Source organism: Actinacidiphila epipremni (assembly GCF_012034175.1).
GTDB classification, from domain to species: Bacteria; Actinomycetota; Actinomycetes; order Streptomycetales; family Streptomycetaceae; genus Actinacidiphila; species Actinacidiphila epipremni.
Map to the genome: position 1 here is coordinate 26,998 of NZ_JAATEJ010000009.1, position 14,779 is coordinate 41,776.

Annotated in this window: 12 protein-coding genes, 1 tRNA gene and 2 pseudogenes; 7 read left to right on the forward strand and 8 right to left on the reverse strand. The window is 71.9% G+C overall.

All coding sequences use genetic code 11. The features are described from left to right. The first annotated feature begins 195 nt into the window (after positions 1-195). Positions 196-1,008 carry a diacylglycerol kinase family protein gene (locus HCN08_RS13720; protein ID WP_167983466.1) on the forward strand — a complete coding sequence of 271 codons (813 nt, stop codon included), beginning with the start codon at positions 196-198 and terminating at the stop codon, positions 1,006-1,008. A 54-nt stretch (positions 1,009-1,062) separates the two neighbouring features. Here HCN08_RS13720 and HCN08_RS13725 read toward each other — a convergent pair whose 3' ends face one another. From HCN08_RS13725 to HCN08_RS13745, 5 genes are all read right to left on the reverse strand, one after another. After that, positions 1,063-2,289 (reverse strand): cytochrome P450, encoded by a 1,227-nt coding sequence (locus tag HCN08_RS13725; RefSeq protein ID WP_240970074.1) that lies wholly within the window; start codon positions 2,287-2,289, stop codon positions 1,063-1,065. A gap of 80 nt (positions 2,290-2,369) precedes the next feature. After that, on the reverse strand, positions 2,370-3,203 hold the full coding sequence (locus HCN08_RS13730) for an MBL fold metallo-hydrolase (protein WP_167983326.1): 834 nt from the start codon (positions 3,201-3,203) through the stop codon (positions 2,370-2,372). Next, the gene (locus HCN08_RS13735; RefSeq protein WP_167983327.1) at positions 3,200-4,057 is read right to left on the reverse strand and encodes an NUDIX hydrolase; all 858 of its coding nucleotides are present in this window, start codon (positions 4,055-4,057) and stop codon (positions 3,200-3,202) included. Before HCN08_RS13735 ends, HCN08_RS13730 begins: the two co-directional genes overlap by 4 nt. Before the next feature lie 313 nt (positions 4,058-4,370). Continuing rightward, positions 4,371-4,835: a RidA family protein gene (locus HCN08_RS13740; protein ID WP_167983328.1), complete on the reverse strand. Its 465-nt coding sequence runs from the start codon at positions 4,833-4,835 to the stop codon at positions 4,371-4,373. After that, positions 4,832-4,996 carry a DUF4177 domain-containing protein gene (locus HCN08_RS13745; protein ID WP_073494871.1) on the reverse strand — a complete coding sequence of 55 codons (165 nt, stop codon included), beginning with the start codon at positions 4,994-4,996 and terminating at the stop codon, positions 4,832-4,834. The genes HCN08_RS13740 and HCN08_RS13745 overlap by 4 nt, the downstream gene beginning before the upstream one ends. Before the next feature lie 152 nt (positions 4,997-5,148). On the opposite strand from HCN08_RS13745, the gene HCN08_RS13750 reads away from it, so the two are divergent. After that, the gene (locus tag HCN08_RS13750; protein ID WP_322974444.1) at positions 5,149-5,370 is read left to right on the forward strand and encodes a hypothetical protein; all 222 of its coding nucleotides are present in this window, start codon (positions 5,149-5,151) and stop codon (positions 5,368-5,370) included. A 23-nt stretch (positions 5,371-5,393) separates the two neighbouring features. Here HCN08_RS13750 and HCN08_RS13755 read toward each other — a convergent pair. Next, a pseudogene (locus HCN08_RS13755) lies at positions 5,394-6,541 on the reverse strand (IS110 family transposase). A gap of 589 nt (positions 6,542-7,130) precedes the next feature. Between HCN08_RS13755 and HCN08_RS13760 the strand changes: the two are divergent. Next, positions 7,131-8,147 (forward strand): annotated as a pseudogene (locus HCN08_RS13760) (ArsA-related P-loop ATPase); the annotation flags it as partial. A 222-nt stretch (positions 8,148-8,369) separates the two neighbouring features. Then, positions 8,370-9,707: an ArsA family ATPase gene (locus tag HCN08_RS13765; protein WP_167983329.1), complete on the forward strand. Its 1,338-nt coding sequence runs from the start codon at positions 8,370-8,372 to the stop codon at positions 9,705-9,707. Here HCN08_RS13765 and HCN08_RS13770 read toward each other — a convergent pair. Beyond that, positions 9,689-10,021 carry a WhiB family transcriptional regulator gene (locus HCN08_RS13770; RefSeq protein WP_167983330.1) on the reverse strand — a complete coding sequence of 111 codons (333 nt, stop codon included), beginning with the start codon at positions 10,019-10,021 and terminating at the stop codon, positions 9,689-9,691. The two genes, HCN08_RS13765 and HCN08_RS13770, sit on opposite strands and share 19 nt — an antisense overlap. A 397-nt stretch (positions 10,022-10,418) precedes the next feature. Here HCN08_RS13770 and HCN08_RS13775 point away from each other — a divergent pair, with 397 nt between their 5' ends. Then, the gene (locus HCN08_RS13775; protein ID WP_167983331.1) at positions 10,419-12,722 is read left to right on the forward strand and encodes a transglycosylase domain-containing protein; all 2,304 of its coding nucleotides are present in this window, start codon (positions 10,419-10,421) and stop codon (positions 12,720-12,722) included. A gap of 282 nt (positions 12,723-13,004) precedes the next feature. Here HCN08_RS13775 and HCN08_RS13780 read toward each other — a convergent pair whose 3' ends face one another. After that, on the reverse strand, positions 13,005-13,463 hold the full coding sequence (locus HCN08_RS13780; protein ID WP_167983332.1) for a GatB/YqeY domain-containing protein: 459 nt from the start codon (positions 13,461-13,463) through the stop codon (positions 13,005-13,007). 252 nt (positions 13,464-13,715) lie between these two features. On the opposite strand from HCN08_RS13780, the gene HCN08_RS13785 reads away from it, so the two are divergent. Both HCN08_RS13785 and HCN08_RS13790 read left to right on the forward strand, forming a co-directional pair. Then, the gene (locus HCN08_RS13785; RefSeq protein ID WP_167983333.1) at positions 13,716-14,678 is read left to right on the forward strand and encodes a metallophosphoesterase; all 963 of its coding nucleotides are present in this window, start codon (positions 13,716-13,718) and stop codon (positions 14,676-14,678) included. 17 nt (positions 14,679-14,695) lie between these two features. Beyond that, a tRNA-Pro gene (locus HCN08_RS13790) sits at positions 14,696-14,769 on the forward strand. Positions 14,770-14,779: the final 10 nt, after the last annotated feature.

Here is a 14,779-nt window from a genome sequence, read left to right on the forward strand (position 1 = left end):
CCTTCCGGGCGGGGCATGTCCAACGTGCAGAGAGCCGTCGAACCTGCCCCGGAATAGACGAAGCCCCTGACGCAACGGCGCAAGGGGCTCTTGCACCGAGATTTTACCTGAGGAAGGACGAAGGTGTCGGCTCACCCTCCTGGTCACCCTCCTGGCCATCCCCCGCCGGACGCCGTCCGGAGGGCGCCGCTGCTCCTGGTCGTCGACCCGGCGGCCCGCGCCGCCGACGGCGAGTCGGTCCGTATCGCCAAGGACGTGCTGTGCGCGGGTGCCGCGTCGGTGAAGATCGTCTTCCCGGAGTCCGCCGAGGAGGCCGAGCGGGCGCTCGCCCACCGTGGCCGCCGGCACCCCGTCCTGCTCGGCGACGACCTGGCCCTGCTGCGTACGGTACGGGCGCTGCACCGCGACCGCGCGCTGCACGACGCGCCCCTGTCCCTCGTGCCGATCGGCACCCGCTCGGCGCTCGCCCGCGGCTTCGGCGTGCCCGGGGACGTGCCGGCCGCGGCCCGCGCGGTGCTCGACGGGGCGCAGCGCGAGCTGGACCTGCTGGTCGACGAGAGCGGCGGCATCGTGCTGGGCGCGCTGAGCATCCCGTGCGGCACGCCGATCGCCCGGACGGCGGCGCACTGGTGGACGCCGGTGGAGAAGACCGCGCGCTCCCTGGTCCGTACGCTGACCGCGCCCATACCCGCCGGCGGCCACCACCAACCGCCGCGCCAGCGGCTGCGCGTGGAGGCCGACGGCGTCCTGCTCACCGACCTGGACCAGCCCGTGCAGGAGGTGTCCGTCCGCCCGGCCCCCGCGGGCTACGCCGAGGTGTGCGTACGCCGCCCCGAGGGCGCGGGCCAGGTCCGCGCCCGGGCCCGCTCCGTCACCGTCTCGGGCCGCGACTTCCGCTACCGCGCCGACTCCGCCGTGACCGGCCCGGTCCGCTCCCGCACCTGGACGGTGGAGCCTGCGGCCTGGCGCCTGACGGTGCCGCGCCAGCTGCCCCTGACGGCCGGCTAGGGCGTACGGAGGGCCGTACGCGGGCCTGTACGCCCCTGTGCGCGGCCGTACGGCTCACCAGGTGACCGGCAGCTCCTGGAGGCCGCGGATGACGTAGTTGGGCCGCCACAGCGGCTCGGCGGCCGGCCGCATGCCCGGGGCGTCGCGCAGGAAGGCGCCGAAGGAGGCGGCGAGTTCCAGGCGGGCCAGCGGGGCGCCGAGGCAGTAGTGGATGCCGGCGCCGAAGCTGACGTGCTTGTTGCCGGCGGCCGGGCGGGTGACGTCGAAGCGGTGCGGGTCGGGAAAGCGCGCCGGGTCGCGGTTGGCGGAGCCGAAGAGCAGCGCGACCTCGCTGCCGCGCGGGATGACCGTGCCGCCGACCTCGATGTCGTCCAGGACCCAGCGCTCGAAGAGCTGGAGCGGGGTGTCGTAGCGGAGGATCTCCTCGACGCCGTCCGCCAGCCGCTCGGCGTCGTCCCGGCCCGCGGCGAGCAGCGCGAGCTGGTCGGGGTGCCGGAAGAGCTGGAGCCAGCCCAGGGCGGTGGTGTTGACGGTGGCCTCGTGGCCGGCGTTGAGCAGCAGCGCGCAGGTGGAGACCATCTCCTGCTCGCTGAGCACGTCCCCGTCGTCGTGCACCGCGATGAGCGCGCTGATCAGGTCCTCGCCGGGGTCGGAGCGGCGGGCGGCGATGAGCGCGCGCAGGTAGGCGGAGAACTCCTCGCTCGCCGTCACCGCCGCGCGGGCGGCGTCCGGGCCCGGGTTCAGCTCGTACATCGCCGTCATGCCGGCCGACCAGGGCCGCAGCAGGGCGCGGTCGGCGGGCGGGATGCCCAGCATCTCCGCGATGACGGCGACGGGCAGCGGCTCGGCGACCCGGGCGTGCAGGTCGCCGCCGCCGTCCGCGTAAAGCCCCGCGACCAGCTCGTCCGCCAGCCGCTGCACGACCGGTGCGAGCTCCTCGACCCGGCGCGGGGTGAACGCCTTGGCGACCAGCCGGCGGATCCGGGTGTGCGCGGGCGCCTCCAGGTCCAGCAGCCCGTTGTCGTTCAGGACGGTGAAGGGCTCCAGCTCGGGCGGCGGCGGGGTGCGGCCGAAGTCCTCGTGCGCGAAGCGGTGCTGATACGTACGGCCCAGCCGGCGGTCGCGCAGCAGGGCGCTGACATCGTCGTAGTGCGGGATGAGCCACTGGTTGGTCGGCGCGTAGTACAGGGCGCGGCCGGCCGCGCGCAGCTCGTCGTACGCCGGGTAGGGGTCGGCGACGAACGCGGCGGATTGCGGGGTGAAGACGCCGGCGACGTCCAAGGCTGCGCCTATGGCAGAGCCGTGGCCTATTGCGGAGTCTTTTGCGGGGGATCCGGCGGGGGATTTGGAGGCAAGGGGGTTCATGGCAGCTCGATGATTCCGTGTTCGCGCAGGTAGTCGAGTTGGGCCCGTACGGACAGCTCCGCGGCGGGCCACAGCGCCGGGTCGACGTCGGCGTAGACGTGTGCGACGACTTCGGACGGAGTACGCAGCCCCGTCTCGACGGCCGTCTCGACCTGGGCCAGGCGGTGGGCGCGGTGGGCGAGGTAGAACTCGACGGCGCCGCGCGCGTCGCCGAGCACCGGGCCGTGGCCCGGCAGGACGGTGTCGACCTCACCGGCGACGGTGAGGGCCTGGAGCCGGCGCAGCGAGTCCAGGTAGTCGCCGAGCCGCCCGTCGGGGTGGGCGACGACGGTGGTGCCGCGGCCCAGCACCGTGTCGCCGGTGAGCACGGCGGCGTCGGCGGGCAGCAGGAACGACAGCGAGTCGGCGGTGTGCCCCGGCGTCGCCACGACCCGCAGCTCAAGCCCGCCGGCCGTCACGGTGTCGCCCTCCGCCAGCCCCTCCTCGCCGAGCCGCAGCGCCGGGTCCAGGGCGCGTACGCGGGTGCCGGTCAGCTCGGCGAAGCGGGCGGCGCCCTCGGCGTGGTCCGGGTGGCCGTGGGTGAGCAGGGTGAGCGCCACGCGCTTGCCGGCCTGCTCGGCGGCCCCGACGACCGCGGCGAGGTGGGACTCGTCCAGCGGGCCCGGGTCGACGACGACGGCGAGGTCGGAGTCCGGCTCGGCGAGGAGCCAGGTGTTGGTGCCGTCCAGCGTCATCGGGGAGGGGTTGGGGGCCAGCACGCACAGCGCGCGGGGCGTCGCCCACCCGCCGACCGTCGCCCGCGGCGCGCCCGGCGCCGTCCCCGCGCTCACCGGGCCTCACCGCCGGGCGCGGCGGTGCGCGTGAAGCTCCCGTGCCCGGGCCAGGTCAGCACGACCGAGCCGGCCTCGTCCAGGCGCGCGGTGGCCTGCACCGGCGCGAGGTCGCGCCCGGCCGCGCCGGCCAGGGCCGCCTCGGCGCTGTCGTACGGGAGCAGGTCGCGCAGCATCGTGATCGTCGGCGGCAGCATCGACAGCTCGCCGCTGTCGTGGCCGGCGACGGCTTGCGCGGCCGGCAGCCACACCGTGCGGTCCGCCTCGCCCGAGACGTCCCGGGTGAGCTGGCCGGCCGGGAGGGCGGCGAGGAAGAACCAGGTGTCGTAGCGGCGCTCCTCGAACTCCGGGGTGATCCAGCGGGCGCACGGCCGCAGCAGGTCGCTGCGCAGGGCCAGGCCGCGGCGGTCGAGGAAGTCGGCGAAGGCGAGCTCGTGGCCGACCAGGGCGGTGCGGTCGGCTTCCCAGCCCGGGCCGGTGGTGTCACGTACGAGGTCGGGGGCGTCCGCCGGGCCGGCCAGCAGGACGCCGGACTCCTCGAACGTCTCGCGCACCGCGGCGCATACGACCGCCTGAGCGGCGGCCGGCTCCAGGCCGAGCAGGGCGGCCCACTCCGCGAGCGGGGGTCCGGCCCAGCGGACCGGGCGCTCGTCGCGCGGGTCCACCCCGCCGCCGGGGAAGGCGTACATCCCGCCGGCGAAGGCCATCGACGTACGCCGCCGCAGCATATGCACGGCCGGGGCGCCGGCGGGCTCGTCCCTGAGCAGCAGCACGGTGGCCGCCCGCCGCGCCGCCACGACCTCCAGCTCCCCCCGCTCCCACGCCCCCACCCGCTCCGCCCACGTCTTCCTCATCCCCGGAGCGTACGTCTCCCCCTCCCATCTTTCGAGGCCCCCCTCACCCCACGGGGTGCCCCCCAGGGGCACGGGGCTGTGTTTGTTGTGCGGCTGCCGCCGCGTGGGCGCGACCGGCGGGGCTTGCGGCTGCGCCGCGGGCCGGCACACCAGGGGCGCGGGGAACTGCGCGACCAGCCACATGCGGCCCGCACGTCGTCACCGACCCAAAGGGGCTGTTCGGTCCGATCCGGACCACCGGCCGGTGGCCGGCTGAGCGCGCAGTTCCCCGCGCCCCTGGGTGTCACCCCGCGGCGCAGCCGCAGTCGCGTCGTCAGTCGGTGAGCTCGACCAGGAGCTCCAGCTCGACGGGCGCGTCGAGGGGCAGGACGGCGACGCCGACTGCGCTCCTGGCGTGGATACCCTTCTCGCCCAGCACCTCCCCAAGAAGCTCACTCGCTCCGTTGACGACCGCGGGCTGGCCCGTGAAGGACGGGTCCGAGGCGACGTAACCCACGACCTTCACGACGCGGGCGATACGATCCAGGTCGCCGGCGACGGACTTGACCGCGGCCAGGGCGTTGAGCGCGCACACCGCGGCAAGCTCCTTCGCCCGCTCCGGGGAGACCTCCGCGCCCACCTTGCCGGTCGCCGGCAGCTCGCCCTTGACCATGGGCAGCTGGCCGGACGTGTGGACGTACGACCCGGACCTCACCGCCGGCTGGTACGCGGCCAGCGGCGGCACGACCTCGGGCAGCGTCAGGCCCAGCTCCGCGAGCCGCGCGGCGACCGCGCTCACGCCTGCTTCTCCCGCTTGAGGTACGCCACCAGCTGCTCGGGGTTGTTGGGCCCGGGCACCACCTGGACCAGCTCCCAGCCGTCCTCGCCCCACGTGTCGAGGATCTGCTTCGTCGCGTGCACGAGCAGCGGCACGGTCGCGTATTCCCACTTCTTCGCCATGCCGCGACTTTATCGCCTCGCCGGGACCCAGGGCGTGCCCCGCCCGCCAGTGGTTAGACACCTCACGTTGCTACGGCGTCAAGTCCTGGTCCGAAGGTCCGTGTAGCGTGACGTGTCCTATTCGAACGGGTAAGGATGGAGCTTTGGCCGACGTGGTGCGCGTGATGCAGGCGCTGGCCGAGCAGGGCGTCACGGTGCTGTTCAAGGCGGATGCGGAACGCATGCGTGACGGAGTCAGGCCGTGGACCTTCGTCGCGAGCGGTGCCCCGTTCCATGGGGACCTGCTCGTACGCACTGATGCGGCCTCGGTGGAAGCCTGCCTGGAGATTTGTCTGCCGCAGTTGCGTGACCATGGTCTCGTCCTCCCTGAGTGAGAAGAGCGGCTCGGTCGGTCGATCTATGCGGCAGATGCTTCCGCGGCTTCTGGCGAGGTCGGGAAGGCCAGGCTCTCGTCGAAGGGCCGGCGGTGCTGGAGGCAGTAGTAGAGCTGACCGATCATGCGGTTGAAGATCCGTGTTCGCGTCGTCGGCGGTAGTGGGCGTTGGCCCCGGCGGAGGCCCTCAGCGAAGCGAAGGCCCAGAGGTAGCCGGCGTGGTTGAGCCGGTCGTTCTTCACCCACCGTCTGGTGATGGACGACTTCTTGCCGGAGGCGCGGGTGATGGGTGAGGAGCCGGCGTATGCCTTCTGGCCGCGGGCGTCGGCGAAGCGGGTGTGGTCGTCCCCGATCTCAGCGAGAATCCGGGCGGCGAGCTGGATGCCGAGCCCGGGGAAGCTCAGCAGGATCTCGGCGTCCGGGTGCTGAGGGAACGCCTCTCCCACCGCCTCTGCGAGCTGGTCCGCGGCGGTGCAGGCGGCTTCCATCTGGGCGAGGAGGGCGAGCATCTGCTTGCCGAGAGCGTCTTCGACCAGCTGGGGCTGGTGGGCGATTCGGCGCGGAAGACCTCGCGGAGCCGTTCAGCCTCGGCCTCGATGCCGCGCTGGCGGCCGGCGCGTTTGAGAGCGGCCTGGAGCTGGGTGCGGGTCAGCCGCGCGGCACGGGTGGGTGTTGGTGCGACCTTGAGGAGTTCTCGGGCCTCTGGGCGGCACAGGCCGTTGGTCCAAGTGGCGAAGGCGTCCAGCGCAGCCGGGTAGTACTCGCGCAGCAGGGATCGGAGCTGGTTGGCGAGCTGCTGCCGGTTCCACAGGGAGTCCTGCTGTGCCCTGGCGAGGACGGCGACCGCGCGGCCGAGGTCGCTGTCCTCAGGCAGTGGCCGGTGGGCGTGCATGTCGGTGCGGAGGATGTTCGCGAGTACCAGGGCGTCGCCGGGATCGGACTTTTTGCGTGAGACGGAGTGCCGGTCGCGGTACCAGCAGGCCGCGGGAGGTCTCGATCGCCACCGGGATCGGGTCCTGCTCGGTGTCGCCGTGCTCGGCGAGCAGGTCTAACAGGATCGTGTAGCCGGCTGCGTCGTCGGTGATGGGGCGCTTGGCCAGCAGCTGGCCGGAGTCGTCGACCAGGGCTACGTCGTGCGTCCGTTCGGCCCAGTCGATTCCGCAGTAGATCAAGTTGTTCCTCCCTTGCCGTGAGTGTTTGCGCTGGTCACGAGCGCATGCGGGCCACGCAGCGACCTGATTCCAGGACTCGGCCCAGGGCCGGTCCGCCACCTCACTAGCCGTTCGCGGCACCAGCGCGCCCCACGGGTCTCGGTCTCAGCAGGAGCTCAAGCAGCTCTGGCGTAGCAAGAGGTCACCGTGCAGCGGGCTCGCACCACCGACTTCAACGAGCGAATCGCCGGCTGGCAGCGGTGGCCGGGCAGGTGCTGAAGGACGCCGCTCTTGGTCGAGGCCTCAAAGGCCCGGTCTTTCGGAGACGTTCCCTTCAGCACCCACAGAGCCACCGCTGCTCTGTAGTGGCGACCACGGAGGCGCCGCACGCCGCCGCCCTGTACGGAGGCGTTCACGCCCGGTTGGACAAAGGCATCCGTTCGGCACCCACGTGATTGCCACCACCCCGAGTGGGAGGACCGCCCGCACGCTCTAACCAGAGGCTTCTGAGCCCAGCTCGCAACAGACGTGACGGCCCTCACCACTCGAACACCACGCTGACCTCGCCCCAGCGCCACCGTGGCCGTTAACAAGGAATTAGGCTCGCAAGGTGAGCGCTCAACAGTCATCAGCCGTCAGGCTCCACATCGTGACGGGCAAGGGCGGCACGGGAAAGACCACGGTCGCCGCCTCCCTCGCGCTCGCCCTCGCCGCGGAGGGCCGGCGCGTGCTGCTGGTCGAGGTCGAGGAGCGGCAGGGCATCGCCCAGCTCTTCGAGACCGAGGCGCTGCCGTACGAGGAGCGCAGGATCGCCTCGGCGTCCGGTGGCGGCGAGGTCAACGCGCTGGCCATCGACGCCGAGCTCGCGATGCTGGACTACCTGGAGATGTTCTACAAGCTCGGCCGCGCCGGCCGCGCCCTGCGCAAGCTCGGCGCGATCGACTTCGCCACGACGGTCGCCCCCGGCATCCGGGACGTCCTGCTGACCGGCAAGGTGTGCGAGGCGGTGCGCCGCAAGGACAAGGCCGGCTGGCCCGTCTACGACGCCGTGGTGCTGGACGCCCCGCCCACCGGCCGTATCACCCGCTTCCTCAACGTCAACGACGAGGTCGCGGGCCTGGCCAGGATGGGCCCGATACACAACCAGGCGCAGGCGGTGATGCGGGTGCTGAAGTCCCCGCAGACCGCGATCCACCTGGTGACGCTGCTGGAGGAGATGCCGGTCCAGGAGACGATGGACGGCGTCGCGGAGCTGCGCGCGGCCGGACTGCCGGTCGGCGCGGTGATCGTCAACATGGTGCGGCCCGTGCTGCTGGGCGACGCCGACCTCGCCCGGGCGGCCGAGGACAGCGGCGCGGTCGCGGCCGGCAAGCGGCGTACCGCGGTGGCCAAGGCGCTGTCGCAGGCGGGCCTGGGCGGCGCGCGGCGCGGCGGGGTCGCCGAGCGGCTGGTGGACCCGCTGCTGGCGCAGGCCCACGAGCACGCCCAGCGGGTGGTGCTGGAGCGCGAGCAGCGCGCCGCGATCGCCGGCCTCGGGCTCCCGGTGCGCGAGCTGGAGCTGCTGGGCGACGGCGTGGACCTCGGCGGGCTCTACCGGCTCGCGGACTCCCTGCGCAAGCAGGCCGTGCCGGGCGGGACGCAGGCGGCGGGCGGGGACGCGGCGCAGGGCCCGTACGACGGCGAGGACCTGTACGAGGCGGCCTACCCGGACGGCGCCGGCCCCGACACCGCCGACGAAGCCGCCGAGGCCCCGGAAGCCCCGGAAGCCCCGGAAGCCCCGGAAGCCGCCCAGGAAGGCGCCGCCGGCCCCGCCGCCGACGGCGACCTGTGACGTGAAGCGAGTGGTGACATGAGCCTGGAGAGCCCCGTGCTGGAGATCGACCCGCTGCTCGACGACCGCAAGAACCGGATCATCGTCTGCTGCGGCTCCGGCGGCGTCGGCAAGACCACGACCGCCGCGGCCCTCGGCGTGCGCGCCGCCGAACGCGGCCGTACCGCGGTCGTACTGACGATCGACCCGGCGCGCCGGCTCGCGCAGTCGATGGGCCTGACCGAGCTGGACAACACCCCGCGCGAGGTGGCCGGAATCGATCGGTCGGCCGGCGGCTCGCTGCACGCGATGATGCTGGACATGAAACGGACGTTCGACGAGGTCGTGGTCCAGCACTCCGATCCGGAGCGGGCCCGGGCGATCCTGGAGAACCCGTTCTACCAGTCGCTGTCGGCCGGTTTCGCCGGTACGCAGGAGTACATGGCGATGGAGAAGCTGGGCCAGCTGCGCGCGCAGGACGCATGGGACCTGATCATCGTCGACACCCCGCCGAGCCGCAGCGCGCTGGACTTCCTGGACGCCCCCAAGCGCCTGGGCTCCTTCCTGGACGGCCGGTTCATCAAGCTGCTGATGGCGCCGGCGAAGGTCGGCGGCCGGGCCGGCGTGAAGTTCCTGAACATCGGGATGTCGATGATGACCGGCACCCTCAACAAGGTCATGGGCGCGAGCCTGCTGCGTGACATCCAGACCTTCGTGGCGGCCATGGACACGATGTTCGGCGGCTTCCGCACCCGCGCCGACGCCACGTACCGGCTGCTCCAGGCGCCGGGGACGGCCTTCCTGGTGGTCGCGGCCCCGGAGCGGGACGCGCTGCGCGAGGCGGCGTATTTCGTGGAGCGGCTGGCCGACGAGGACATGCCGCTGGCCGGCCTGGTGCTGAACCGGGTGCACGGCAGCGGGGCGGCGCAGCTGACGGCGGAGCGGGCGCTGGCCGCGGCGGAGGAGCTGGAGGACTGGGCGGCGGACGAGGCCGAGGGGTCCGGGGAGTCGGCGGAGTCCGCGGGGCCCGGGGAGTCCGGGGGGTCCGCGGGGGGCGGTCCTGGCGGGAGTGACGTGGCTCTCACCGGAAAAAACGATGACCGCCGCATTGTGGATCACGGGGCCGGGCATGCTGACTCCCGGCAGGACCGACCGGACGACGCCGGTACGGAACGGCTCGCGGCCGGCCTGCTGCGCCTCCATGCCGAACGCATGCAGGTGGTCGCGCGTGAACGACGCACCCGCGACCGCTTCGTGTCGGTGCACCCGGAGGTGCCGATGATCGAGGTCACCGCCCTGCCGGGCGACGTCCACGACTTGGAGGGCCTGCGCGCGATCGGCGAGGAGCTCGCGGAGGGTCAGCCCGCCGCGGCGTAGTCCTCCTCGTCACCGAGCGGCAGCAGCCCGGTGCTGCGCTCGTACTCGGTGCGGGCGGTCTCCAGCAGGCGCCGCCAGGACGTGACCGTCGGACGGCGGCGCAGCAGTGCGCGGCGCTCCCGCTCGGTCATGCCCCCCCACACCCCGAACTCCACCCGGTTGTCCAGCGCGTCGGCCAGGCACTCGGTGCGTACCGGGCATCCGGTGCACACCGCCTTCGCCCGGTTCTGCGCGGCACCCTGGACGAAGAGCTCGTCCGGATCCGTCGTCCTGCAAGCGGCCTGCGTGCTCCAGTCGGTTACCCAGCTGCTCATGCTGGCGCCGTCCTCTCCCGAAATCGAGGCTCCCCCACGGCGGCAACCGGCATATTCACCGTTGCCAGTTGAGGACGTTACGGAAGGTAGGCGCGGCGCAACAGCCCTTTCAGGCCCAATCTTGCATGGCCCGAATGGACTATGCGTGCGCAGCACATCACCCAACGGAGTGACCGCTGGTCATACCGGACCTCTCGGCACATACGGCGGACAACCGGGACGGCAGCATGTGCCGTACGTACCGGGTCCTCCGGCATATACCGAAATCCGGGCACCTCTCATCACTCACAAGAGTGAGGACGGGAGACAGCGGCGCGCCGACGTTCGCACCCTGTCTGTTACAGACTAGGCGAACACCTGGGCGTACGTCCGGGGATTCGCCACGTAGGCTGCCTCCATGGCTCACAAGCGTTCGGGCGGGGGGCTGACGACGGCCCAGCAGGCCGCCAAGTTCCTCGGCGTCAGTGTTCTGGCCGGCGCGGTCCTGGCGGGGATCGCCCTGCCCGCCGTCGGGGCGCTCGGCCTGTCGGCGAAGGGCACGGCGGCCGGCTTCGACGACCTGCCCGGCGAGCTCAAGGCCCCGCCGCTCAGTCAGGCGTCGAAGATCCTGGACTCCAAGGGCGGCCTGATCGCCACCGTCTACTCGCGCGACCGCACCGTCGTCCCGATCGAGCAGATGAGCCCCAACATCCTCAAGGCGATAGTCGACATCGAGGACTCGCGCTACTACGAGCACGGCGCCCTCGACCTGAAGGGCATCCTGCGGGCCCTCAGCAACAACGCCTCCGACGGCAACACCCAGGGCGCCTCCACGCTCACCCAGCAGTACGTCAAGAACGTCTTCGTGGAGGAGGCCGGCGACGACCCGACCAAGGTCGCCCAGGCCACCCAGCAGACCATCGGGCGCAAGATCAAGGAGATGAAGTACGCGATCCAGGTCGAGAAGGAGCTCGGCAAGAAGAAGATCCTGGAGAACTACCTCAACATCACCTTCTTCGGCGAGCAGGCCTACGGCATCGAGGCCGCCTCGCAGCGCTACTTCAGCACCTCCGCCAAGAACCTCTCCCTGACCCAGGCCGCGCTGCTGGCCGGCATGGTGCAGTCGCCGAGCCGCTACGACCCGGTCACCAGCCCGGAGACCGCCCTCGCCCGGCGCAACACCGTGCTCACCCGGATGGCACAGCTGAAGGACATCACGCCGGCGCAGGCCGACGCGGCGAAGAAGACCCCACTGGGCCTGAAGGTCAGCTCCCCGAAGAACGGCTGCATCACCGCCGCGAACGGCGCCGGCTTCTTCTGCGACTACGTCCGCAACTCGTTCCTGACCAACGCCGCCTTCGGCAAGACCAAGGCCGATCGGCAGAAGACCTGGGACACCGGCGGCCTGACCATCACCACGACCCTCGACCCCAAGTCGCAGAAGTCGCTCATGAAGGGCCTGGGCGAGCACGTCTACAAGAGCGACAAGTTCGTCGCCGCGGACACGATGGTGCAGCCCGGCACCGGCAAGATCATCGCCATGGGCCAGAGCAAGCCGTACGGCTTCGGCACCAACCAGACGCAGATCAACCTGTCGGTCGACAAGACCATGGGCAGCAGCGGCGGCTTCCAGCAGGGCTCGACCTTCAAGCCGATAACGGCCGCCGCGGCCCTGGAGGCGGGCTTCAAGCCCGACCAGACCTACCCGTCGCCGAACAAGATGGACACCTACCCGGACGTCACCAACTGCTCCGGCCAGACCATCCACGCGCACTCCGGCGAGGGCACCCAGAACGAGATGCCGAGCGAGGTCGGGCCGTACTCCATGCCCGACGCCCTCAAGCACTCCATCAACACCTACTTCGTCGCCCTCGAAGCCGACGTCGGCCTGTGCCCGATCCTCAACATGGCCAACAAGCTCGGCGTCGTCCGCGCCGACGGCAAGCCCATGGTCCAGGGCGCCTCGCTGACGCTGGGTACGAACGAGGTCTCGCCGCTGTCGGTGGCCGCCGCCTACGCGGCCTTCGCCAACCGCGGCGTCTACTGCACGCCGGTCGCCATCCAGTCGGTGAAGGCGTCCAACGGCAAGCAGCTGCCGGTGCCGAAGTCGATCTGCAACCGGGCGATGTCGCAGAACACCGCGGACACCCTCAACAGCATGCTCAAGGGCGTCGTCGACGACGGTACGGGCACCGCCGCCGACCTCCCCGGCCGCGACACCGCAGGCAAGACCGGTACGACCGACGAGCGCAAGGACGCCTGGTTCGCCGGCTACACCCCCTCGCTGGCCTCCGCGGTGTGGCTGGGCGACCCGTTCGGCAAGGGCCCGCACGGCAAGCGGCTGTCGATGTACGCCGGCGCGGCCGACAACGGCGGGATAAAGGTCAAGATCGGCCCGAAGACCTTCGACAAGGTCGAGGGCGCGACCGGCCCGGCGCCGATCTGGAAGGACGCGATGCTCGGCGCGCTGGACGGCACGTCGAACGAGCACTTCGTGACGGTCCCGCTGCCCGGCCCGGCCCCCCGCAACAACCAGCCGAACCAGCCCGGCGACGGCGCCACCACCCCACCGGACGACGGCAAGGGCCACCTGCCGAACCCGTTCCCGACCTTCTCCTTCCCGCCGGGCACGCTCGGCGGCGGCACCAACGGAGGCGCCAACGGCGGGGGCGCGGGCGGCGGCAACGGCAGAGGTGGCGGCGGCGGTACGGCGGGCCCGTGAGCACCCGAGCGTGAGCCTGCGGCGCTGAGCGTACGAAGGGGCGCCCTCCTTGGCGGGGGGCGCCCATTTCACGTGGGCGGGGGGGGCGGGGAGCCCGCGCTCAAGTTCACGTGGGCGGCGAGGTGGGGAGCCTGCCCTCAAGCGAACGGGCGGCAGGCAACCGGGTCACCCACCAAGAACAGGTCACCCACCAGGTGAACACAAGTCACAAGTCACAGGCCACAAGTCACAGGTGGCAGGTCACAGGTGGCAGGTGGCAGGTCACAGGCCACAAGTCACAAGTCATCCACCAAGCTGCCGCTTGACCTCGGCGGCGACGCGACCGCCCTCCGCGCGCTTGGCGACCTTCGGGTTGACGACCTTCATGACGGCCCCCATGCCCTTGGGCCCCTCGGCGCCGGACTCGGCGATGGCCTCCCGGACCAGGACGGCAAGCTCCTCGTCGCTGAGCTGCTGCGGCAGATACCCGGCCAGGAGCTCACCCTCGGCGCGCTCCCGCTGCGCGGACTCGGCCCGGCCGCCCTGCTCGAACGCCTCCGCAGCCTCCCGGCGCTTCTTCGCCTCGCGGCCGATGACCGTGAGCACCTCCTCGTCGGAGAGCTCCCGCGCCGTCGCGCCCGCGACCTCCTCCTTGGTGATGGCGGTCAGCGTGAGCCGAAGCGTGGCGGAACGCAGCTCGTCCCGGCTCTTGATCGCCGCGGTGAGGTCGTCCTTGAGTCGCTGCTTGAGGGTCGTGTCCATGCCCCCGATTTTGGCACCCTCCCGAGGGAGGTGCCCCGGATTAACGCTCGGCCCGGCCACGGGCGATGGTCAGCGGAGGACAAACGACGGCCGGCGAAGGCCACGGAGCCAGCTCGGAGAAGCCCGAAGAAGCCGGAGCAACCGAAAAGGAACCCGGGAGAACCGGGAGAACCGGGGAAGAACCCCGGAGAGGATCCCACAGGGAGCCCCACAGGGCGCCGGCCCCACCCCCACCTCTGACACGATGGGGGGATGCGTGCGCGATACGGAGTACCTCTCGGTGTGACGGCGGCAGGCGCGGCCTGCCTGGCTTATGCGGCGGGTTTCGAGGTGCGGTCGTTCCGGCTGCGCAGGGTGGAGGTCCCGGTGCTGCCACCGGACATGCGCCCGATCCGTATCCTCCAGATCTCCGACATCCACATGGTGTCGGGCCAGCGCAAGAAGGCCCGCTGGCTGCAGTCGCTGGCCGGCCTGCGCCCGGACCTGGTGGTGAACACCGGCGATAATCTGTCGGACCCCACGGCCGTCCCCGAGGTGCTGGACGCGCTGGGCCCCCTGATGCGCTTCCCGGGCGCGTACGTCTTCGGCTCGAACGACTACTACGGCCCGAAGTTCCGCAACCCGGGGCGCTACCTGGTCGAGAAGGCCCGCGGCCAGCACGGCCTGAACGGCAAGAGCCACAGCGCGCACGGCGTGATCCGCAACCCCTGGGGCGACCTGCGCGACGCGTTCGACGCGGCGGGCTGGGTGGGCCTGAGCAACAGCCGCGGCCACGTCAAGCTCGACCACGGCCCGGTGCTGAGCCTGACGGGCCTGGACGACCCGCACATCAAGCGCGACCGCTACGCCCGCGTCGCCGGCGGCCCCGACCCGGACGCCGACTTCCCCCTGGCGATCGTCCACGCCCCCTACCTGCGCGTCCTCGACGCCTTCACGGCCGACCGCTACCCCCTCATCCTCGCCGGCCACACCCACGGCGGCCAGCTCTGCATCCCCTTCTACGGCGCCCTGGTCACCAACTGCGACCTCGACACCGACCGCGTCAAGGGCCTGTCCACCCACACCGCCACCGGCTCCACCTCCTACCTCCACGTCTCCGCCGGCTGCGGCACCAACCGCTACACCCCCCTCCGCCTGGCCTGCCCCCCCGAGGCCACCCTCCTCACCCTGACCCCCACCGAAACCGGATTTCGCCCACAGCCCGCCGTCCGCTAAAGTTATCCCCGTTGCACCGGGGTGTGGCGCAGCTTGGTAGCGCGCTTCGTTCGGGACGAAGAGGCCGTGGGTTCAAATCCCGCCACCCCGACTCGGAAAGC

What these genes read in the sequence shown, in the direction of transcription:
- HCN08_RS13735 (WP_167983327.1), bottom strand. Translation starts at nt 4,057, where the DNA reads ATGAGGAAGACGTGGGCGGAGCGGGTGGGGGCGTGGGAGCGGGGGGAG.
- HCN08_RS13745 (WP_073494871.1), bottom strand. Translation starts at nt 4,996, where the DNA reads ATGGCGAAGAAGTGGGAATACGCGACCGTGCCGCTGCTCGTGCACGCG.
- HCN08_RS13765 (WP_167983329.1), top strand. Translation starts at nt 8,370, where the DNA reads ATGAGCCTGGAGAGCCCCGTGCTGGAGATCGACCCGCTGCTCGACGAC.
- HCN08_RS13770 (WP_167983330.1), bottom strand. Translation starts at nt 10,021, where the DNA reads ATGAGCAGCTGGGTAACCGACTGGAGCACGCAGGCCGCTTGCAGGACG.
- HCN08_RS13775 (WP_167983331.1), top strand. Translation starts at nt 10,419, where the DNA reads ATGGCTCACAAGCGTTCGGGCGGGGGGCTGACGACGGCCCAGCAGGCC.
- HCN08_RS13780 (WP_167983332.1), bottom strand. Translation starts at nt 13,463, where the DNA reads ATGGACACGACCCTCAAGCAGCGACTCAAGGACGACCTCACCGCGGCG.
- HCN08_RS13785 (WP_167983333.1), top strand. Translation starts at nt 13,716, where the DNA reads ATGCGTGCGCGATACGGAGTACCTCTCGGTGTGACGGCGGCAGGCGCG.